Source organism: Serratia sp. CoH_122_TC_1 (genome assembly GCF_058191755.1).
Window position 1 is genome coordinate 1 of sequence record NZ_JBXWLA010000034.1, and the last position, 19,923, is coordinate 19,923.

Here is a 19,923-nt window from a genome sequence, read left to right on the forward strand (position 1 = left end):
ATGGTATTCGCTGAGTACCATCGATAATGCACAATAACCAAAGCCATCACCCTGCACCTACCGCGCACCCAGCGCATTGGCAGGCTGGTGGATTTCGTTTCTATTTCATTAAATGATAATCATTATCAAAAGGTACTCCCGAGGGGGGACCCCTGCCACGGGGCGGCGGACTCGCGGAAAACGGCTAGTTTTTGAATTTTCATGCTGTCAGCAACAGGTGAAATAACTAATTGATATATAGAGATTAAAACGTACTTCAGGTGATGAAATCAAAATAACACTGTCATCTGACCAGCTTGCAACCCTTTGAGTTAACGAAATAAATCGTGACTTCACCTGACAACGTGAGGTGTCAATGTCCAATATCAGCAATCTGGGGGACGCCTACAACTGGAGCGTAGCGAAGATTGCTGAGGCTTTTGGGCTGAACCGCGGCACGGTAAGAAAGCGGCTGCTTGAAGCCAATGCGCCGATCGCCGATACGGTGAGAGGCAACCCTGTTTATGCCTTGAAAGATGTGGGGCCGGTGTTGTTCGGTGTGATTGAGCCTGGCGATATCGATGATATTCAAAACCCCGACAAGATGGGTCCGAAAGACCGTAAGGACTGGTACCAGTCGGAAAATGAGCGCATCAAGCTGGAAGAATCACTTAAACAGTTGCTCCCGGCGTCAGAAGCCCATCGTGAAATGGCGTTACTGGTTAAAGGCATTTCTCAGGTACTTGATACCTGGCCAGATAAGTTAGAGCGTGATCGAGGCTGGCGGCCTGACCAAATAGCCGAGGCGCAAGTCGCAATAGATGAAATGCGGGAAATGTTGGCTGCGGAAGTCATGACGATTGAGGATGGCGACGATGACAGTTAATTGTTATGCATCGGCCAGCGCCTTGCGCCGTGAAGTGGCCACATTGTTGAAACCGCCCCGGCGTATGCCTGTGGCGGAGGCAGTGACAAAATTTATGCGGGTACCGATGGGGGCGGGGAGTTCACTTCCGTGGGACCCAACGCTAACCCCCTATATCATCGAGCCGATGAACTGCCTGGCATCACGTGAATATGATGCAGTGGTGTTTGTTGGTCCTGCGCGTACGGGTAAAACGGTGGGGCTAATTGACGGCTGGATCGTCTATACCATTGTTTGTGACCCTGCCGATTTCCTGTTGATCCAGATGACAGAAGAGAAAGCACGCGAACATTCAAAAAAGCGCCTCGACAGGACGTTTCGTGTCAGCAAAAAGGTGGCTGAACGTCTTAGCCCACGAACTAATGACAATAACGTTCATGACAAAACCTTCCGGGCCGGCAATTACCTGAAGATAGGCTGGCCGTCGGTCAACATCATGTCTTCTTCGGATTATCGTTTTGTTGCCCTGACGGATTATGACCGCTGGCCAGACGATATTGATGGGGAGGGCGACGGGTTTACGTTGGCATCCAAACGTACCACCACTTTTATGTCTTCAGGCATGACGTTGGTTGAAAGTTCCCCTGGGCGGGAGATCAGTGGGAAATGGCGGCAAACCTCTCCGCACGAAGCGCCGCCAACGACCGGGATCTTGGCATTGTATAACCGTGGTGATCGCCGTAGTTGGTACTGGCCGTGTCCACATTGCGGCGAATATTTTCAGCCATCGAAATCTAACATGACGGGATTCCGCGAACATACGGATCCGGTGATAGCCAGCGAAGCAGCTTATCTTCAATGTCCCCACTGCGCGGGCCGGGTTGACGCCAACCAAAAACGAGAGCTTAACGGGCGGGGAGTATGGCTAAAGGACGGTGAAAAAATAAGGGCCAATGGGGAAAGGTACGGCGACGTTCGGCGGTCACGTATCGCGTCATTTTGGATGGAAGGGCCCGCTGCCGCATATCAGACCTGGGCGCAGCTGGTTTATAAATTGCTGACAGCTGAGCAAACATTTGAAGCCACTGACAGTGAAGAAACGTTGAAAGCGGTTATCAACACTGACTGGGGCTTGCCATATTTGCCGAGGTCAGCCTCTGAGCAGCGAAAGTCAGATGCACTGATGGCCAGGGCGGAGGAGATCACCAAACGTGCTGTACCAGAGGGCGTTCGTTTCCTTGTTGCAACGGTAGACGTTCAGGGGGGGAAAAATCGCCGGTTCGTTGTTCAAATCATGGGTTACGGTGCTCACGGGGAGCGCTGGCTAGTGGACCGTTACAACATCAGGCAGTCGATGCGATTTGATAAGAACGGTGAAAGCCTGCCAATTGACCCTGCCGCTTATCTTGAAGACTGGGATTTGTTGCGTACCGATGTGCTGGACAAAGCCTGGCCGCAGGACAAGAACCCCGACATTAAAATGCCGGTGCTGGCGATGGCTGTGGATTCCGGCGGTGAGGACGGTGTAACGGGTAATGCGTACGAGTTCTGGCGTAAGTGCCGCCGTGATGGGGTGCATAAGCGGGTTTATCTCTTCAAGGGTGACAGCCAGGGCCGCAGCAAGTTGATCAGTAAAACATACCCCGATAACACTGGCCGTTCCAACCGGCGTGCGGAAGCTCGCGGGGATGTGCCGTTATATCTACTGCAGACCAATGCCCTAAAAGACCGAATCAATAACGCGCTATTACGTAATACGGCGGGGCCGAATTATGTGCATTTTCCTGATTGGATCGGTGAATGGTTCTATGACGAGCTGACGTATGAAGAGCGTGGTCCAGACGGAAAGTGGAAGAAACCGGGCCGTGGTGCTAACGAGGCATTTGACCTGATGGTCTATGCCCATGCGTTGGTGATATTGCGTGGCTACGAGAAAATCAAATGGGAAAAGCCCCCTCCTTGGGCACAACCCTTTGAAATGACTGAAACCCCAATTCCCTCACCCAAATCTGTTCCTCTTGCCACATCGGAAAGAATTGCCGAACAAAAAGACACCGCTGCCCCTGAAAGTAAACCTTCAGCGTGGGCACCTATAAATTCATCCGGAGGGTGGGTATGAATCAGGCCGATATTGAAAATATGATCCAGCGCTATCTGGATGCAGAAACATCAGTTTTGGAGGGGAAGTCGATCACGTTTAACGGCCAATCCATGACGATGGAAAATCTGTCAGAAATACGAAAGGGCAGAGAGTCTTGGGAGCGGCGACTGACGAGTCTGACAGCGACACGCCGCGGACGGCCGATGTACAAAGTGGCGAGGTTCCCATGAGTTTTATCGATGACGTGATCGGCATCATTTCCCCTGGCTGGAAAGCGGGAAGGCTGCAAGCTCGCTATAAGATTGCTGCTTATGAGGCGGTGATGCCGACACGAACCCATAAGGCCCGTCGGGAGAACCGCAACGCCAATCAACTGACACAGTTTGGTGGGCGCTCTTTACGCGAGCAGGCTCGTTGGCTGGACAACAACCATGATTTGGTGATCGGTTTGCTGGACAAGATGGAGGAGAGAATTGTCGGCGCCCGAGGGATTATTGTTGAGCCTCAGCCCTTATTGCAAACAGGGGCGGTGGCGGACGATCTGGCTAAAGAAATCCGTGCAGCCTGGGCGGAATGGTCTGTGGCGCCCGAGGTCACTGGCCAATATACCCGCCCGGTGATGGAACGTTTACTGGCTCGAACCTGGCTGCGTGACGGAGAAGTGTTCTGCCAGATGGTTCAGGGGAAAGTCGCCGGGCTTACTCCCCAGGCAGGGGTGCCATTCTGGCTGGAGGCGCTGGAGCCCGATTTCGTGCCTCTGGAAAGCAATGACAGCGGTAAAGGTCTGTGCCAAGGGATTTTCCTCAATGCCTGGGGACGACCTATCAAGTACCAGGTTCATAAATCACTTACGACATCGGGTATTGCGTTGGGTGACACCAAGGAAATCAACGCCGACAACATGTTGCACCTGAAGTTTGTGCGCCGACTTCACCAGATAAGGGGCAACAGTTTGCTGTCTGGCATCCTTATCCGTCTCAGTGCGCTGAAAGATTACGAAGATGCAGAACTGACGGCAGCACGTATTGCAGCTGCACTTGGCATGTACGTTAAAAAAGGCGATGGCCAGTCGTATCCAGAAAGCGAAGACAAAGAGGAACGGGAAATGGATATCGTGCCGGGCATGCTCTTTGATGGGCTACTGCCAGGTGAAGATATCGGCATGATCAAATCCGATCGGCCTAATCCTAATCTTGAAAACTTTCGTAATGGGCAGTTGCGTGCGGTATCTGCAGGCAGTCGTGGCAGTTACTCCAGCATCGCACGGGACTATAACGGCACCTACTCATCCCAGCGGCAAGAGCTGGTGGAGTCATTCGAAGGCTACAACATCCTGCAAGACTCATTTGTGGCGGCCATATCCCGTCCGAATTACCGCAACTGGCTGCAGATGGCGATCACGTCTGGCGTGATCAAAACACCCCCTGACCTCGATATTAAATCACTGTTCAATGCTGTTTACAGCGGCCCTGTGATGCCTTGGATTGACCCGCTGAAAGAAGCTAACGGCTGGAAAGTGCAGGTACGTGGTGGTGCAGCTACAGAAAGCGATTGGATCCGTTCTCGCGGTGCTAACCCGTCTGAAGTTAAGCGCCGGCGCAAAGCTGAAATTGACGAAAACAACGAGTTGGGGCTGGTGTTTGATACCGATCCCGCCAACGACAAAGGAGGCACCAGTGCCGAAGCAACGAAACAGGGCGAGTCGTCGTCCGAAAGCGAACGCCGGAAGAAATAACTCCTGGTTTCGCATGCAGGCCAAAGCCAACAGCTCCGCCGATATCTACATTTATGACGAGATCGGCTACTGGGGGATCACGGCCAAGCAGTTTGTAAAAGATCTGCAGGCGTTGGGCGACATTACCCAAATTAACCTGCATATCAACTCCCCGGGTGGTGATGTTTTTGACGGCATCGCCATTTTTAATGCCCTGAAAAACCATGGCGCCGCGATCACTGTACATATTGACGGCCTGGCGGCTTCGATGGCATCGGTGATCGCGATGGTCGGTAACCCCGTCATCATGCCAGAAAACACCATGATGATGATTCACAAACCCTGGGGCTTCGCCGGCGGCGATGCCAATGACATGCGGGATTACGCAGACTTACTGGATAAGGTCGAGAACGTATTGATCCCGGCTTATGTCGCCAAAACAGGAAAGTCGGCAGAAGAAGTCGCCGCAATGCTTGATGATGAAACCTGGATGGATGGCAAAGAATGCCTTGCTTTAGGTTTCGCTGATCAGGTCACTCCCTCTCTGCAGGCCATGGCCTGTATTCATTCCAAACGCATTGAGGATTTCGAAAAAATGCCAAATTCTATCCGTAACCTGATTACCCCGCCGCGGAACAGTACTACTCCGGCGCCGCAGCCTGCACCACAACCTGCACCGACCGCACCAGAAAATAGTGTGGATGCTGCCACGATCCGTGCGCAGGTAGTAGCAGAACAAAAGGCCCGGGTGACCGATATCAATAACCTGTTCGCCATGTTTGGTGGCAAGCATCAGGAGCTGCAGGCGAGCTGCATCGCTGATATTGATTGCACCGTCTCCGCGGCAAAAGACAAATTGCTGGAAATGCTGGGTAAAGGGACTACGCCTTCAGACAAAGCTGCGATCGGCACACAAGCGCATATCAGTAACGGGAATATTGTTGGCGATGGTGTACGCCAGATGTTGATGGCCCGCGCTGGCTATGAAGAGCGTGACAACAGCAACGCTTATAACGGTATGACGCTGCGCGAGTTGGCGCGTATGTCGCTGACCGAGCGAGGGATCAGTGTTTCGACGTTAAACCCGGTTCAAATGGTCGGTCTGGCACTGACGCATAGCACCTCTGATTTTGGCAATATCCTGCTCGATGTGGCGAATAAGTCGATTCTGCAGGGGTGGGAAGAAGCTGCCGAAACGTTTGAGCAGTGGACCAAAAAAGGCCAACTGTCAGACTTTAAAACCGCGACCCGCGTCGGTTTGGGTGGGTTCCCGTCGCTGCGGCAGGTACGTGAGGGGGCCGAGTACAAGTACGTTACCACTGGCGATCGCGGTGAGAAAATTGCACTGGCCACTTATGGGGAAATTTTCTCTATCACCCGCCAGGCCATTATCAACGACGATCTCAACCAACTGACTGATGTGCCGATGAAGATGGGCCGCGCGGCAAAAGCGACGATCGGCGATCTGGTTTACGCCGTATTGGTGGATAACAAAGTCATGTCGGATGGTAAAAAGCTGTTTAGCGCTGACCACAAAAACATGACCACCGGTGCCATTGACGTCGCTAACCTGGATAAAGCCCGTCAACTGATGCGTACGCAGAAAGAACCGACCACCGACCGCTCGTTGAACATCCGCCCGGCTTTCCTGCTGGTGCCAACCGCTCTGGAAACGATTGCCAGCCAGACAATCAAGTCGGCCAGCGTGAAAGGGGCTGATATCAATGCCGGCATTATCAACCCGATCCAAAACTTTGCTTCGGTGATTGGTGAAGCGCGTCTTGACGACGCTGATCCGGCCGCCTGGTATCTGGCATCGGCCAAGGGCAGCGACACTATCGAGGTCGCATATCTCAACGGCGTTGACGTGCCATATATCGATCAGCAAGAGGGGTTCAATACTGACGGTATCGCGACCAAGGTTCGCATTGATGCGGGTGTTGCCCCGATCGATCACCGCGGCCTGACTTACTCGTCCGGTAAATAAGCCAGTAGCGCAAACATTACGGCCCTGACGGGCTTTTTTTATACCTGAAATTCGGCCCCTTCGGGGGCCGTATGGAGAGTTTCAAATGGCTAAGAACTTCGTGCAAAACGGTAACACCATCGCTATCACGGCCACGGCGGATATCACCAGTGGCGCCCCGGTCATTGTGGGGGACCTGGTCGCTGTGGCGATCACGGATATCGCCAGCGGCCGCACCGGTGATGGTTTTACATCCGGCGTGTTTCAACTACCTAAACTGCCGGCCGACGTCATCCCTGCCGGTAAGAAGGTATTTATTAAAGGCGGCGTGGTGCAACTGGCTGATGTTGATGCAGTCGCGGCAGGTTATGCCTGGGAGGCTGCGGCTAAAGACGCCACCGTAGTATCGGTAAAACTCAATGGCTAATCCGTTTGACAGGATGGCTGCCAGGATGGATAGCGTCACACTGTCTCGGCTTGGTAAACCTGTCACTCTGGCTGGCGCGCCACATGTTGCGGTGGAAGCCCATTTCATCCCTGAGCTGCAGGCAATGAGTGGGGACGGTATTTCACTGGTAGTGTTCACCGAGGGATACCGGCCCCGCCGCAATGATCCGGTGGTGTTCGACGGGAAAACTTACATCGTGACGCGTTACCAGCTTTTCAACGGTAAGCCGCATATCTGGATTGAATAAGGGGTGTCGCGATGAAAGGCATTGAACAGGCCATTCGTAATCTGAACATCCTCAATAAATCAATGGTACCGAAAGCCACGGCACAATCGCTCAACCGCGTTGCGGGGCGGGCGATTAGTCGCAGTACCAAGCTGGTGGCTGAGGATGTGCGAGTTCAGCAGAAACTGATCCGGCAGCGAGCTCGGCTTCGCAAGGCCAGTGCTGAGCAAAACCCACCACGGGCTGTGCTTTCAATCAACCGTGGGAATCTACCCGCGATCAAATTGGGCGCGGCGCGTATGCAACTATCCCGCCGGGTTGGTTTTGTGGGCAAGCAGGGCAGCGTGCTGAAGATTGGGCGCTATACCTTCCGCAATGCCTTTATTCAGCAACTGGGAAACGGCCGTTGGCATGTCATGAGGCGTGTCGGCCGGTCACGTTATCCGATCGAAGTAGTAAAAATCCCGTTGGTGACACCATTGACCAAAGCCTACCAGGAGGAAACGCGGCGTTTGCTGGAAACCGATATGGGCAAGGAAATGGGGTATGCCCTGAAAAACCAGCTGCGGCTTTATCTTGTGAGGAAAATTGGATGATTAAGCATGCTGAAATCCGCAGCGCGATATTGGCTCGTTGCCGGGCAACAATAACGGGTGATGTGACCTATTTCGACGGCCGTCCGGCGTTCGTCGATGAGAACGATTTACCGGCTATGGCCGTATTCCTTGATGACGCACGTTATACGGGCGCATCGCTGGATGAGGACAGTTGGCGCGCCATATTGCATGTCGTGGTGTACCTCAAAGCCAGCCAGCCTGATGCGGCGCTTGATCAGTGGGTAGAAGAAAAAATCTATCCTGTCCTGAATGATCTTCCTGAAATGGCACGCCTGGCAGAAACCATGGTTCCAGTGGGTTACGACTACCAACGGGATGATGACATGGCCACCTGGGGCGCCGCCGATCTTTCCTACCAACTGACCTATACCATGTAAGGAGCCTGATAATGGCAACTCCAAACCCTTTGGCGCCGGTAAAAGGCGCCGGGACAACTTTTTGGCTTTATACGGGCAATGGCGACCCGTACAGCAACCCGCTCAGTGATGATGGATGGACGCGTCTGGCGAAGATCAAGGAACTGCAGCCGGGTGAAATCACTGCTGACTCCTATGACGACAGCTATCTCGATGATGAAGACGCTGACTGGAATGCCACCGCACAGGGGGCGAAGTCCGCCGGTGAGGCTAACCTGACGTTAGCCTGGAAGCCCGGTGAAACCGGCCAGCAAGGTCTGGTAGCGTGGTTCCATTCCGGGGAGGTACGTGGTTACAAGATCAAGTACCCGAATGGAGCCGTTGATGTGTTCAAGGGCTGGGTAAGCAGTCTGGGGAAAACCGTGACCGCCAAAGAGGTGATCACCCGCTCTATCAAGGTGACCAATACCGGGCGGCCGTACATTGCCGAAGACGGCGATTCGCCAGTCGTGCCTGTCACTGGTGTGACTGTCGCGCCGACCACCGCAAACGTTGCAGTCGGGGCGACGGTGGACTTGACCTTTAACGTTCTTCCGGCCAATGCGACTGATGCCGGCTTGCGTGTGAGTACCTCAGCGCCGGCGACGGCCACGGTAACTCAAAATGGCAATGTGGCCAAGGTGAAAGGGGTAAAAGCCGGCACTGTGGACATCATCGGGATGACAAACGATGGCCTGCTGGTGGCCATTGCCAAGATCACCGTAGCCTAATTTTAATGCAGCGCCCCGCGAGGGGCATTTTTTATTGGTGGATTTATGTTGAAAAAAGACACGTTTGACTATGCCGATCAGAAGGTCGAGGTTAGCGAGATTTCAGGATTACAACGTATTGATTATCTTTCGTTTATAAAAAAATCGGCAGATGAGTTCGACGCACTTCCTGAAGAAACCAGTGATTCTGATCGAAATATTGCTTTTACAACGATGCAGCTGCGCATTAACGCCTGGTTGGTGGCCGCATCACTTTATCATAGCGATAAAAAACAAGATGTTGAAACACTGCGACAGGCTGTGTTGGAAGATTGGTCTGGCGCGGCGATTGCTGGCTGTAGCCAGAAGGTCTTGGTGCTGAGCGATATGATGCCGGCCGAGGTTGAGCCTTCGGATACCGATGAACATGTCCTCCCTGAGCCGGAGAAAGACCTAACCCCGGAAAAGCCCTAGCCTCCGAAATCCACTTTGCCATGTGCCTGGCGCGTGAGTTTAAGCGCCCGGACTGGCGGCAAATGCTTTCAGAGATCAGTTCGACAGAGCTGGGCGAGTGGGCAGGATATTACCGGGAAAACCGCTTTTCTGACGCCTTGCTTGATGCTGAATTTTCATCACTCAAAGCAACCATGGTGGCTCTGTTTACTTCCGGTGATGAAGAGATTTATCCCGGTGATTTCAGCATATTAACCCCGCCCGATCCGGAAACAGAGCAAACAGACGATGAACTTATGTTGATCGGGGAGGGGATTTTCGGAGGGGTACGTTATGGCGGAGCAGATTGCTGATCTCGTCGTCAATCTGGATGCAAACACAGTCTCTTTTCAGGAGCAGATGGGCCGCGTTGAGCGCCAGTTGCTTGAATCGAGCCGTAAAGCGGATGTATCTACCGATCGTATGCGGCGCCTGGCAGAACGCCAGGCGGCAACAATTAGCGGGATAGCGGAAAACAGCGCCGGCGCTACCACGAAGATGCAGGCCAGCCAGGCTATCGCCGTGGATGGCATGAAGGGGAAATGGTCTGAAGCATCGAGGGCCGTCGATGAAACCCATCAACGCATCGCAGAGCTCAGTACTCGACTTCGTGAAGAGCAGCAGCAATCGCAGGTTACCGGGGATGCGCAGGACCGCCTGACAGCTTCATTTTTCCGCCAGATCGATGCGGTAAAAGGTGCGGAAAACAGCCTGCAGGAACTTCGGGTCATTCAGGAACAGATCCGAGCAGCCAGGGCATCCGGAAATATTACGCAGGGAGATTACCTCTCGCTGGTGACGGAAACGGCGACGAAAGAGCGTGCACTGGCGCAGGCAGAGCGCGCAGCCGCTCAGGCCAAAGACGATTACCTGCAAAAGTTACGCGAACAGGTTGCACTGCAGGGCAAGACCGCTGCTCAGATTCAGGAATATAAAGCCGCGCAGCTGGGTGTTTCTCAACAGGCTGCGCCGCTGATCGCCAAGATTCGCGAACAGGAGGATGCCTGGAAGCGTGGTGCGATTTCGGCTGGCCAATATCGCATGGCGATGCGCCAATTGCCGATGCAGATCACCGACATCACTACCTCTCTGGCGTCTGGTGCGCCAATATGGCTGGTGGCCATACAGCAAGGTGGCCAGATTAAAGATAGCTTTGGTGGCGCCGGTAATGCGCTAAAAGCGATGCTCAGTCTGTTAACGCCGGCACGGTTACTTATTGGTGGCACTGCCGCGGTAATGGGGTTGCTCGCTTATGACGCCTATGACAGCAGTAAAAGGATCGCCGACCTTAATCGTGAGTTGGCGCGAACCAATGGCGTGTCCGGATTAACCAAACAGGGCCTGCAAGACTTGGTTTATCAAGGAACTGCAGCCGGGCAATCATTTACAGCAGTGACTGACTCTCTCAAGGCGCTGATAGCTGCCGGCGCCACGTCGGGAACTAATTTTTCACAGGTAAGCCAGGCGATTGCTGCCTATTCGAAAGAGAGTGGCGAAGGGCTCGACGTACTGGCCGGAAAATTTACTGCGATTGCCAAGGATCCCAGCCAGGGTATTTTGGCGCTGAATGAAAGTCTGCATTTCCTGACGGCTGAGCAGTACGCCAACATTCGGTCTCTGGAAGAGCAAGGCCGGCAGATGGATGCCGTAAAACTGGCTTCTGATCTTGCGGCCGAAGCGATGCGCGGCGCTGCGGTGAAGATGAAAACCGAACTTTCATCGGTTGAATCCTATATGCGAACGCTGAAGGATATGGCTGGCGGCATGTGGGATGCCATCACGGGTGTTTTCCGTGATAAGACGGCCGGTGAAGCTACTGCCGAACTGCAATCCCGTGCCGCAAGTATTGAGGCGCAGATCGCAAACTCTGAACGGACTGGCTACAACCAGAAGAACGGCAAGTTGCAAGCCTGGCGCGACGAGCTGGATTTGCTGAACTTTCAACTCGATGCCTTAAGCCTGCGCCGCGGTGCGGAGAAGGGCATACAAACCATTGGTCAGCAGCAAAAGGAAAACGAGCAGGAGCGCTTACGCCTTGCGCAGCAACAGGACGCACTGGCTACCACGCTTCAGACCAAAGAAGAAAAACGCGCGAAGCTAATCAGGCAGACGAATGAAGCCTTCAATAATGGCATCATCAAGACTGCGGCAGAACGTGACAAGCAGATAAAACGGATTAACGAACAGTTCAAGGACCCAAAGACTGCCAAAGTGCCACAATACCGCACACCGGCTGGTGAACGGGCGACAGACAGCACGCAGTCAGATCTGCTGGCGCTTCAGGCTCAGTTGCAGGTATTGCGCCAGCATAGCGGGCTGAATGACACGATTAGCCAGCAACGTAAGGATCTATGGAAAGCACAGGCCCAGTTTACCGTGCTGGAGGAAGCTTCCGGAAAGCGTCAACTTTCTGCACAGGAAAAATCCTTGTTATCCAGCAAGGACAAGGTACTGGCGCTGGCGGAACAGAAGGCTGCACTCGGTGATCAGATCGCTCAGCAGGAACGACTCAACAAGTTGCAGGACGCCTCGACCAAATATGTTACCCAAATGGCAGAGAAACAACAGGCGCTGCAACGCAGTGCCGGTCTGGGTGATCGTGCCGCGCAACGTGAAAGTACCTTTGCGCAGCTTCGACAGGGATGGCAGAACCAGGGCGGCGGGTTGAATGACGAGGGCTACCAGCGGCAGTTGCAGGCGGCACAGGATTATTATGCGGCGGAGGATAAGTTGCGGGGAGACTGGATGGCGGGTGCCTCCAGTGCCTGGAGCAACTATCAGGATCAGGCATCCGATACCGCTGGCATGACGAAATCCCTTTTCACCGGAGCTTTTTCGGGTATGGAGGATGCTCTGACGTCCTTTGTGACGACGGGGAAAGCAGGATTTAAAGCATTCACTGTTTCAATTCTGGCGGACCTAGCAAAAATCGCGCTGCGAATGGCATTGTCGCAAGGTCTGCAAAGTCTCTTTGGTGCTTTTTCCGGAGGGGGTGGCAACAATCCCGGAGCTGTTCCTATGTTCGCTAACGCCAAGGGGGGTGCATATTCGTCCCCGTCGCTGAGCGCTTACAGCGGGCAGGTTGTGAATCAGCCGACGTTCTTCGCGTTTGCAAAAGGTGCCGGCGTGATGGGGGAGGCTGGGGCGGAAGGAATATTGCCTCTGAAGCGCGGTCCAGATGGTCGTTTGGGTGTCAGTGCGTATAACACTGCCGCGGCAGGCGCGTCCGGTGCTCCACCACAGGTGAATATCTACTTAGACAATAACGGGCAGGCATCACAGCAGCAAACTGCGTCTGGTCTGGAGTCGTTTGGTACTGATATAGGTAACTATGTGGCGAAAAAATACCGTGAGTTGCGGGACAAGGATCTTAGACAAAACGGCGTATTAAATCAGGCTATTCGCGGCGGGAGAGGGTAATGGCACAACTTAAAACATTCCATTTCCCTCCGCGATATGGTGCGGCAGGAGAATTTGAACCGGTTGTCCGGGAGGTGCAGTTTGGTGATGGCTACAGGCAGGTGACCGGCGATGGAATTAACAGCGAGAAGGAGAGCTGGCCATTAACGTTTACTGGCCCTTGGTCATTTGTCGAGCCGATCGTGGCGTTTTTACGTGAGCACAACGGGTACCGTTCATTTCAGTGGCGTAATCCGCTGTACCAGCTGGGGCTCTATAATGCGGGGGCCTTTACCATAACACCCACTTTCGCCAACGCTCAGGGCCGTAATTACACCCTAACGGTCACATTCACCCGCGCTAATCATCCGTAGGAATAATCATGTCAATTAATGCAGATCTCCAGTTGCTGCGGCCTGGTAGTCGGGTATTTCTATTCCACGTGGATGGAAGTATGTTCGACGGGCCTGAGCTGTTCTTTCATAACTACCCGATCCCATACACAGAAGCTGAATTGGTTGCCGCCGGCAGTGATCCGAACTTGTTGCCGGCTAAATCCATCTGGTGGCAGGGGCAGGAGTACAAGCCGTGGCCAGTGGAGGCGACCGGGTTTGAAATCACCAGCGATGGCAGCGCACCCACACCCACGTTGAGCGTGGCAAACCTTGACGGAACAATATCCGCCATGTGCCTGGCATTTCAAAATATGGCGCAGGCCAGAGTTACCCGGCACTTTACCTTTGCGCAATATCTGGATGCACGAAATTACCCGGATGGAAACCCAGAAGCTGATCCCACCAAAGAAAAGCTGGATGTTTACTACATCGAAAACAAAACCAGTGAGGACAATGAAGTTATTCAATTTCAGTTGTCATCACCGGCAGACCTGCAGGGTATCCAAATCCCCACGCGCCAAATCCACAGCCTGTGCACCTGGTGCATTCGTGGGCAGTACAGAGGCCCGTCTTGCGGCTATACCGGAACGAATTATTTTGATCAGGATGGCAACCCGGTAGACGACCCGTCAAAGGATGACTGCGGCGGTCTGCTGAGTGATTGCAAAAAACGCCACGGCGCTACAGAGCAACTGCCCTTCGGTGGCTTCCCCGGTTCGGCATTGCTGAAGAGGTAATGATGCGTAAACAGATAATCAGTGCCGTTCTGGCGCATGCTGCAGCGGAGTATCCGCGAGAGTGCTGCGGGCTGGTGGTGCAAAACGGACGCCGCCAGCGCTACGTTCCCTGCCGCAATTTGGCACCTGAACCTACCGAGCAATTTAGTCTGGCGCCAGAGGATTACGCCACCGCTGAGGATTCTGGCGTAATCGTTGCGATTGCCCACAGCCACCCAGATGCGACCACCCAACCTAGCCAACTCGATATAGCACAGTGTGACCTGTCACAATTACCGTGGATCATCGCCAGTTGGCCGGAGGGTGATATTCGTGAAATCATGCCTATGCAGGGGATCAAACCATTGCTGGGCCGTCCGTTCGTGCATGGATTCTGGGACTGTTACGCCATCATCCGGGACTGGTATCAGATCGAGCGCGCCATCACATTGCCGAACTTTAAACGGACAGATGGCTGGTGGGATAGAGGGGAAAACCTCTATATGAAACTTTACGCCGAGGCGGGCTTCGTACCGGCCTCGGGCGAGGTGCAGATCGGCGACGTAATCGTTATGCAGGTTCAGGCACCGGAGCCGAATCACGCAGGCGTTTACTTGGGCGATGGGGTAATGGTGCATCACATGTACGGACAGCTCAGTAACCGGGTGCCATATGGTGGTTACTGGGCTGAGCGAACTATTACCATTTTGCGTTACAGCGGCTGATCTGCTGCTATGATGTTGTGATATTCAGCCAAGGGATAGCACAATGAAAAAAATAGTAATAATAGCAATAGCTTCTTTTCTTCTATCTGGGTGTATGACGGACCAACTTGCTAAGCAAGAACCTATATTTTCTGGGCAAAGCAATAAAACACCTCAAAAATATACCCAATGCCTTGCTCCAAAATGGCAGAACCTTAATCCAACCACAAAGATGATTGAAACTGAGGTAGGGTATCAACTGTCAGCGGAAAATTCATTAGTTGGTGCTGTTTCTCTTGCTAAAGTAAACGAAAGTAGCAACGGTGGGAGCCAGATACGCATCTATGCGCAGTCACGCGGTATTGGTGACCCTTGGGGCGTGTCGGCAAAATCATGTCTTTAAATCCTACCCGCTACGGCGGGTTTTTTATGGGTGAATCATGCCAATTTTAATTCCAGAAGTTAAGACAATTCGTTTGTATGGAGTATTAGGCGCGACATTTGGCCGTGTACATCGCTTGGCTGTGGATAGCCCTCAAGAAGCTATTAAGGCTTTATGTACAGTAATCCCCGGATTGCAAAATTTCCTTTTGGAAAGTAAAGAACGTGGGTTTACGTATGCTGTATTTGAAGGTCAGCGAAATTTAAATAAGGATGATCTAACACTTTTAGCGAATGGTAATGATATTCGTATCGCGCCAGTTATTATTGGTAGCAAAAAGGCTGGTGCTTTTCAAACTATTCTCGGGGCCGTTTTAGTCGTGGTGGGTGTGGTAGTTGGTATCATGACCGGATGGACGGGGATTGGTGGCACAATTGGTTATGGGATGGCAATGTCAGGGGCATCAATGATGATCGGTGGTGTTGTACAAATGCTTTCCCCTATGCAGGGTGGATTGGCATCGCGACAGGACCCTGATAATAAGCCATCCTACGCCTTTGGTGGTCCGGTTAACACTATTGCACAGGGTAACCCGGTGCCGATCCTCTATGGGAAGCGCCGTATTGGTGGTGCCATTATCTCCGCTGGTATCTACGCAGAAGACCAGCAGTAAAAAAACAAAAAACATGTTAGGCGTCTAAGTTAGCAATGTTTTCGTTGCCTTGCACTCCGACTTTGATACCATGTCAATGTTTATTTATTATTTGGGTGCGGGTATGAAACGAATATTTTTAGTTATTTTATTAATGATAATCTCAAGTGCTTCTTATGCCGAAACTATGGAAGGGTATGGTAAATCTAAATGGGGAATGACGCCGCAACAGGTTGTGATGGCAGAAAGTGGAAAAGCACATTTGCTTGAAAATCCAATAAAGTATAAGGGGAAGCTTGGGCTGGTCGCTATAGACAGGGTTGAGATTGGTTCAAGTTCTTACGAAGTGAATTATCTATTTGATGGTTCGGATAAATTGGTTCAGGTTAATGTTTCTGCAAAAGAAGAAAAGAACCATCTTATCAATGAGGATAATTTTAAAAGTGCGGAGTCTCTTTTAACACAGAAGTATGGAACTCCAAAGTATAGGGAGGAAGGTGTTAAATCAATTTGGAATACAAAAGGGACAACTATTGAATTATCACATTTTTATATAGAAAAGGTAGTTACCAAAGTTACAATAAGGTACTTGCCTGAGGAAACTACAAAAATAGAAACTAATAATATTTAAAAAGTTAAAATTAAAAAAACACCTCGCTTAGGCGGGGTTTTTTTATGCCTGGAGAAAATAATGCACGTTATTGAAGGCCGGAAAGGCGGTAGCAGCAGCCCCAGCACACCGACAGAATCACCTGATTCCTTGCAGTCCACATCTTACGCAAAAATACTTCTGGCGCTGGGCGAGGGAGAGTTTGCCGGCGAACTTGATGGTACCCGAATTTTTCTCGATGGCACTCCGCTGACGTCAGCAGATGGCACTGAAAACTTCCCTGGCGTGAAATGGGAATTCCGTTCTGGTACTCCGCATCAGGAATACATACCGGGCATGCCTGATGTTGAAAACGAAATTACGGTCAGCACTGAACTAACAAGCGAACGTGATTGGGTTCGAGCAGTGACCAATACTCAGCTTTCTGCGGTGCGACTGCGTTTTTCTTGGGCCCAGTTGCAGCAGCAGCAAGATAACGGAGATGTGGTCGGGTACCGCATTGAATATGCGATCGACGTTGCCACCGATGGCGGCACTTATCAAGAAGCCCTGCGCACTGCCATTGATGGCAAGACAACGACCAAGTATGAGCGCAGTCACCGTATCGATTTGCCTGCGGCCACAACTGGGTGGCAGGTGCGTGTCCGTCGCCTGACACCGAACAGCACCAGCAACCGGGTTGCCGATAAAATGGTTGTTGAAGCCATCACGGAGACGATCGACGCCAAACTTCGCTATCCCGAAACAGCAGTCCTGTTCATTCAATTTGATGCAAAGCAATTCCCCAACATCCCCCAGGTATCCTGTGAGCCAAAAGGGCGGATCGTCAGGGTGCCATCGAATTACAACCCTGAGACACGGGAATATACCGGGGTGTGGGACGGGACATTTAAAACAGCATGGACGAATAACCCCGCCTGGATAACCTACGACCTGATGATAAATGACCGGTTCTCCATCGGCACTCGGGTTAAGGCGGAAAACCTCGCGCTGACAAAATGGGACTTGTATCAGATCGGGCAGTACTGTGATCAGTTAGTGCCTGATGGCCGGGGTGGTGACGGGAAAGAACCACGTTTTCTTTGTGACGTTTATATCCAGTCACAAGAGGATGCTTGGAATGTATTACGTGACATAGCGTCCATTTATCGCGGCTCTACCTTCTGGGCAAATAACGGGATGAATGCCCTGGCGGACATGCCCGCAGATGTTAAATACATCTTCACCCGTGCCAGTGTTAAAGATGGCAAGTTTACATATTCAAGCGCCAGCGAGAAAACGCATTACAGCACCTGCATGGTGAGCTGGAGCGACCCGGCAAACGGTTATCAGGACGCGATAGAGCCAGTTGCAGAGCAGTCGCTGATTCGTCGCTATGGCATCAAGCAAGCTGACCTGACGGCGATCGGATGCATACGGAAGTCAGAAGGGATTCGCCGGGGAAAATGGCTGCTCCACACCAACGACAAGGATCGCATGGTGTCATTTACTGTGGGACTTGATGGCAAGGTTCCGCTGCCAGGCTGGATTATTGCCGTAGCCGATGAAATGTTGGCTGGTCGCCCGCTTGGTGGCCGCATCAGTTCTGTTGATGGTCGCAATATCAACCTTGATCGGGTTTCCTCCGCAGCTGTTGGCGAACGTTTGATTTTGAACCTGCCAAGCGGTAAGGCCGAGGGGCGTACTATTGCGGCGGTATCGGGTAAAACCGTTACTGTCACAACCGCGTACTCTGAGATGCCGGTTGCCGAGGCAGTATGGGCAGTTGACGCGTCAGACCTCGCGCTACAGCAATTCCGCGTAACAGGCATTAAAGAAGGTGACGACGGGGTATCGTTCGATATTACCGCCGTCGAGCATGACCCGAATAAATTTGCAAAAATCGACACTGGTGCGCGAATTGAAGACCCGCCGATCAGCGTCATCCCGCCCGGTGTACAGCCGCCGCCGACCAATGTACAGATCGGTGAGTCGTCAGCCATCATTCAAGGGCTGGCCGTAGCCACACTGCGTGTTACATGGGATCGGGCTGAAAGCGCTATAGCCTACGAGGCCGAGTGGCGCAGGGACAACGGTAATTGGATACCAGCACCGCGTACGTCAACACTCGGCCTTGAGGTTTCGGGGATTTACGCTGGCCGCTATCAGGCCCGAGTGCGTGCCATTAACCCCTCTGAAATTTCCAGCGTATGGGCGAATGCGCCCGAAATGGTGTTAACAGGTAAGTTGGGCGAGCCGCCGGCGCTGGCCAGCTTTACGACGAGCGGACAGGTGTTTGGTATCGTCTTGAACTGGGAATTTCCTCTCGGTGCCGAGGATACGCAGCGGACTGAAATCTGGTACAGCCAGAACTCGGACGGCAGCAATAAAATGCACCTGGGGGATTATGCCTACCCGCAGCGCAGCCACACCATGACCGGATTAGCTGCTGGCGTGAATTTCTGGTTCCAGGCGCGTCTGGTGGATAAGCTGGGAAATACAGGGCCGTGGACGGGTTGGACGCAGGGAACGTCCAGCGATGACGCCAGTGAGGTGCTGGACTATCTGAAAGGGAAAATCACTGAGACGGAGCTGGGGCAGGAGCTGCTTGGGCCGGTTGAGGATGCCGGAAAGCTGAAGGACATGTGGTCGGTTAAAGTTGGCAAGACAGTTGATGGCAAACTGTATACTGCTGGGATCGGCGTGGGCGTTGAAAACACCCCCGAAGGGATGCAGTCACAGGTTCTGATTCTTGCAGATCGATTCGCTGTATTGAATACCGCAGACGGACAGGGTTCCGAAGTATCGGTGCCGTTCGCCGTTGAGGGTGGGCAGGTGTTTATGAATATCGCGTTTATTAAAGACGCGACAATCGACAGCGCAAAAATAGCTCAGCAAATACAATCCTCAAACTATATTGACGGTCAGCGTGGATGGGCTATCAATAAAAATGGGTATGCCCAGTTTCATCAGGTAACAGTTCGTGGTTCTATCTATTCCGATGCTGGCTATTTTAATAATGGCACGATAGGCAATTGCCACATTCTTGATAATTGTGTTATCGACGGTAAATTGTCAGCAGCAAATATTGAAGGTAACCTTGTACAGGGCAACACCTTCAGTTTCACACTTGCAAACACCAATAGTCAGAGAATAATTCGTTACGAAAGCAATCCATTAATGCCTATGCGTATTTATGGTTATGTGATGGCTGTAATGAACCGTCAGCAGAAAACGAAAATCTATTTCAATGGGGATGAGGGGACTGAGGTTGATGGTTTATTCATTGCCAGGAATGGAGATACTTCAAGTAGTTACTCCTATACAACAATGTTCAGTTTTTCTCGTGATATCGGAAAAGGTGAAGGCCTTGATATTAATGTTCATGCTGGAGCTTTAGATCAAGGCGCTGGGCAATCTACTAAATATACAGTGATGATTTGGGCCACACCTCAAAATAGTGGCTTCTCGGCGATATACCCATAATTGAAAAAAACAACCCGCTTCGGCGGGTTTTTTACTGGAGAAAATATGGCTGTTTTAATCAGCGGTAAACTCATTGGGCCAAATGGC

20 protein-coding genes are annotated in these 19,923 nt (G+C 52.2%); all 20 read left to right on the top strand.

Going from position 1 to position 19,923, the window contains the following annotated elements; translation table 11 throughout:
• Window positions 1–355 precede the first annotated feature (355 nt).
• The 20 genes from AC2FC2_RS26200 (at window position 356) to AC2FC2_RS26295 (ending at window position 19,836) form a co-directional block, all read left to right on the top strand.
• On the top strand, window positions 356–865 hold the full coding sequence (locus AC2FC2_RS26200) for a DUF1441 family protein (RefSeq protein ID WP_414073497.1): 510 nt from the start codon (window positions 356–358) through the stop codon (window positions 863–865).
• Complete coding sequence (locus AC2FC2_RS26205; protein WP_490660150.1) at window positions 855–2,963, top strand: phage terminase large subunit family protein; 2,109 nt, start codon at window positions 855–857, stop codon at window positions 2,961–2,963. The genes AC2FC2_RS26200 and AC2FC2_RS26205 overlap by 11 nt, the downstream gene beginning before the upstream one ends.
• Window positions 2,960–3,175: a DUF6148 family protein gene (locus AC2FC2_RS26210; RefSeq protein ID WP_013813817.1), complete on the top strand. Its 216-nt coding sequence runs from the start codon at window positions 2,960–2,962 to the stop codon at window positions 3,173–3,175. Before AC2FC2_RS26205 ends, AC2FC2_RS26210 begins: the two co-directional genes overlap by 4 nt.
• Window positions 3,172–4,680: a phage portal protein gene (locus AC2FC2_RS26215; RefSeq protein WP_490660145.1), complete on the top strand. Its 1,509-nt coding sequence runs from the start codon at window positions 3,172–3,174 to the stop codon at window positions 4,678–4,680. Before AC2FC2_RS26210 ends, AC2FC2_RS26215 begins: the two co-directional genes overlap by 4 nt.
• Window positions 4,622–6,646, top strand: a complete 2,025-nt coding sequence (locus AC2FC2_RS26220; protein ID WP_414073500.1) for a ClpP-like prohead protease/major capsid protein fusion protein — start codon at window positions 4,622–4,624, stop codon at window positions 6,644–6,646. Before AC2FC2_RS26215 ends, AC2FC2_RS26220 begins: the two co-directional genes overlap by 59 nt.
• 85 nt (window positions 6,647–6,731) lie before the next feature.
• Window positions 6,732–7,052 (top strand): DUF2190 family protein, encoded by a 321-nt coding sequence (locus tag AC2FC2_RS26225; RefSeq protein ID WP_414073501.1) that lies wholly within the window; start codon window positions 6,732–6,734, stop codon window positions 7,050–7,052.
• A complete protein-coding gene (locus AC2FC2_RS26230; protein WP_414073502.1) occupies window positions 7,045–7,320 on the top strand; it encodes an ATP-binding protein in 276 nt (91 codons plus the stop codon). The genes AC2FC2_RS26225 and AC2FC2_RS26230 overlap by 8 nt, the downstream gene beginning before the upstream one ends.
• An 11-nt stretch (window positions 7,321–7,331) precedes the next feature.
• Window positions 7,332–7,895, top strand: a complete 564-nt coding sequence (locus AC2FC2_RS26235) for a phage tail protein (protein ID WP_414073503.1) — start codon at window positions 7,332–7,334, stop codon at window positions 7,893–7,895.
• Window positions 7,892–8,293: a phage tail terminator protein gene (gene gpU / locus AC2FC2_RS26240; RefSeq protein WP_414073504.1), complete on the top strand. Its 402-nt coding sequence runs from the start codon at window positions 7,892–7,894 to the stop codon at window positions 8,291–8,293. Before AC2FC2_RS26235 ends, gpU begins: the two co-directional genes overlap by 4 nt.
• An 11-nt stretch (window positions 8,294–8,304) precedes the next feature.
• Complete coding sequence (locus AC2FC2_RS26245; RefSeq protein ID WP_060441611.1) at window positions 8,305–9,042, top strand: phage tail protein; 738 nt, start codon at window positions 8,305–8,307, stop codon at window positions 9,040–9,042.
• A 45-nt stretch (window positions 9,043–9,087) separates the two neighbouring features.
• On the top strand, window positions 9,088–9,495 hold the full coding sequence (gpG, locus tag AC2FC2_RS26250; RefSeq protein ID WP_414073506.1) for a phage tail assembly chaperone G: 408 nt from the start codon (window positions 9,088–9,090) through the stop codon (window positions 9,493–9,495).
• 20 nt (window positions 9,496–9,515) lie between these two features.
• Window positions 9,516–9,827 carry a phage tail assembly protein T gene (locus tag AC2FC2_RS26255; protein WP_414073507.1) on the top strand — a complete coding sequence of 104 codons (312 nt, stop codon included), beginning with the start codon at window positions 9,516–9,518 and terminating at the stop codon, window positions 9,825–9,827.
• A complete protein-coding gene (locus tag AC2FC2_RS26260) occupies window positions 9,808–12,933 on the top strand; it encodes a phage tail tape measure protein (protein WP_490660146.1) in 3,126 nt (1,041 codons plus the stop codon). The genes AC2FC2_RS26255 and AC2FC2_RS26260 overlap by 20 nt, the downstream gene beginning before the upstream one ends.
• A complete protein-coding gene (locus AC2FC2_RS26265; RefSeq protein ID WP_064798886.1) occupies window positions 12,933–13,286 on the top strand; it encodes a phage tail protein in 354 nt (117 codons plus the stop codon). Before AC2FC2_RS26260 ends, AC2FC2_RS26265 begins: the two co-directional genes overlap by 1 nt.
• Before the next feature lie 8 nt (window positions 13,287–13,294).
• Window positions 13,295–14,044 carry a phage minor tail protein L gene (locus AC2FC2_RS26270; protein WP_490660147.1) on the top strand — a complete coding sequence of 250 codons (750 nt, stop codon included), beginning with the start codon at window positions 13,295–13,297 and terminating at the stop codon, window positions 14,042–14,044.
• Window positions 14,045–14,046: 2 nt separating this feature from the next.
• Window positions 14,047–14,748: a C40 family peptidase gene (locus AC2FC2_RS26275; protein ID WP_490660148.1), complete on the top strand. Its 702-nt coding sequence runs from the start codon at window positions 14,047–14,049 to the stop codon at window positions 14,746–14,748.
• Window positions 14,749–14,791: 43 nt separating this feature from the next.
• On the top strand, window positions 14,792–15,130 hold the full coding sequence (locus AC2FC2_RS26280) for a hypothetical protein (RefSeq protein WP_414073512.1): 339 nt from the start codon (window positions 14,792–14,794) through the stop codon (window positions 15,128–15,130).
• Window positions 15,131–15,167: 37 nt separating this feature from the next.
• Complete coding sequence (locus tag AC2FC2_RS26285) at window positions 15,168–15,782, top strand: tail assembly protein (protein WP_414073513.1); 615 nt, start codon at window positions 15,168–15,170, stop codon at window positions 15,780–15,782.
• Window positions 15,783–15,885: 103 nt separating this feature from the next.
• Window positions 15,886–16,392: a hypothetical protein gene (locus AC2FC2_RS26290; protein ID WP_414073514.1), complete on the top strand. Its 507-nt coding sequence runs from the start codon at window positions 15,886–15,888 to the stop codon at window positions 16,390–16,392.
• Window positions 16,393–16,452: 60 nt separating this feature from the next.
• Window positions 16,453–19,836, top strand: coding sequence for a TipJ family phage tail tip protein (locus AC2FC2_RS26295; protein WP_490660149.1), 3,384 nt, complete (start codon window positions 16,453–16,455; stop codon window positions 19,834–19,836).
• The last annotated feature ends 87 nt before the right edge of the window (window positions 19,837–19,923 follow it).

What these genes read in the sequence shown, in the direction of transcription:
- gpU (WP_414073504.1), top strand. Translation starts at nt 7,892, where the DNA reads ATGATTAAGCATGCTGAAATCCGCAGCGCGATATTGGCTCGTTGCCGG.
- AC2FC2_RS26215 (WP_490660145.1), top strand. Translation starts at nt 3,172, where the DNA reads ATGAGTTTTATCGATGACGTGATCGGCATCATTTCCCCTGGCTGGAAA.
- AC2FC2_RS26245 (WP_060441611.1), top strand. Translation starts at nt 8,305, where the DNA reads ATGGCAACTCCAAACCCTTTGGCGCCGGTAAAAGGCGCCGGGACAACT.
- AC2FC2_RS26295 (WP_490660149.1), top strand. Translation starts at nt 16,453, where the DNA reads ATGCACGTTATTGAAGGCCGGAAAGGCGGTAGCAGCAGCCCCAGCACA.
- AC2FC2_RS26200 (WP_414073497.1), top strand. Translation starts at nt 356, where the DNA reads ATGTCCAATATCAGCAATCTGGGGGACGCCTACAACTGGAGCGTAGCG.
- AC2FC2_RS26290 (WP_414073514.1), top strand. Translation starts at nt 15,886, where the DNA reads ATGAAACGAATATTTTTAGTTATTTTATTAATGATAATCTCAAGTGCT.
- AC2FC2_RS26230 (WP_414073502.1), top strand. Translation starts at nt 7,045, where the DNA reads ATGGCTAATCCGTTTGACAGGATGGCTGCCAGGATGGATAGCGTCACA.
- AC2FC2_RS26235 (WP_414073503.1), top strand. Translation starts at nt 7,332, where the DNA reads ATGAAAGGCATTGAACAGGCCATTCGTAATCTGAACATCCTCAATAAA.
- AC2FC2_RS26270 (WP_490660147.1), top strand. Translation starts at nt 13,295, where the DNA reads ATGTCAATTAATGCAGATCTCCAGTTGCTGCGGCCTGGTAGTCGGGTA.
- AC2FC2_RS26275 (WP_490660148.1), top strand. Translation starts at nt 14,047, where the DNA reads ATGCGTAAACAGATAATCAGTGCCGTTCTGGCGCATGCTGCAGCGGAG.
- AC2FC2_RS26285 (WP_414073513.1), top strand. Translation starts at nt 15,168, where the DNA reads ATGCCAATTTTAATTCCAGAAGTTAAGACAATTCGTTTGTATGGAGTA.
- AC2FC2_RS26255 (WP_414073507.1), top strand. Translation starts at nt 9,516, where the DNA reads ATGTGCCTGGCGCGTGAGTTTAAGCGCCCGGACTGGCGGCAAATGCTT.
- AC2FC2_RS26205 (WP_490660150.1), top strand. Translation starts at nt 855, where the DNA reads ATGACAGTTAATTGTTATGCATCGGCCAGCGCCTTGCGCCGTGAAGTG.
- AC2FC2_RS26225 (WP_414073501.1), top strand. Translation starts at nt 6,732, where the DNA reads ATGGCTAAGAACTTCGTGCAAAACGGTAACACCATCGCTATCACGGCC.
- AC2FC2_RS26280 (WP_414073512.1), top strand. Translation starts at nt 14,792, where the DNA reads ATGAAAAAAATAGTAATAATAGCAATAGCTTCTTTTCTTCTATCTGGG.
- gpG (WP_414073506.1), top strand. Translation starts at nt 9,088, where the DNA reads ATGTTGAAAAAAGACACGTTTGACTATGCCGATCAGAAGGTCGAGGTT.
- AC2FC2_RS26265 (WP_064798886.1), top strand. Translation starts at nt 12,933, where the DNA reads ATGGCACAACTTAAAACATTCCATTTCCCTCCGCGATATGGTGCGGCA.
- AC2FC2_RS26210 (WP_013813817.1), top strand. Translation starts at nt 2,960, where the DNA reads ATGAATCAGGCCGATATTGAAAATATGATCCAGCGCTATCTGGATGCA.
- AC2FC2_RS26260 (WP_490660146.1), top strand. Translation starts at nt 9,808, where the DNA reads ATGGCGGAGCAGATTGCTGATCTCGTCGTCAATCTGGATGCAAACACA.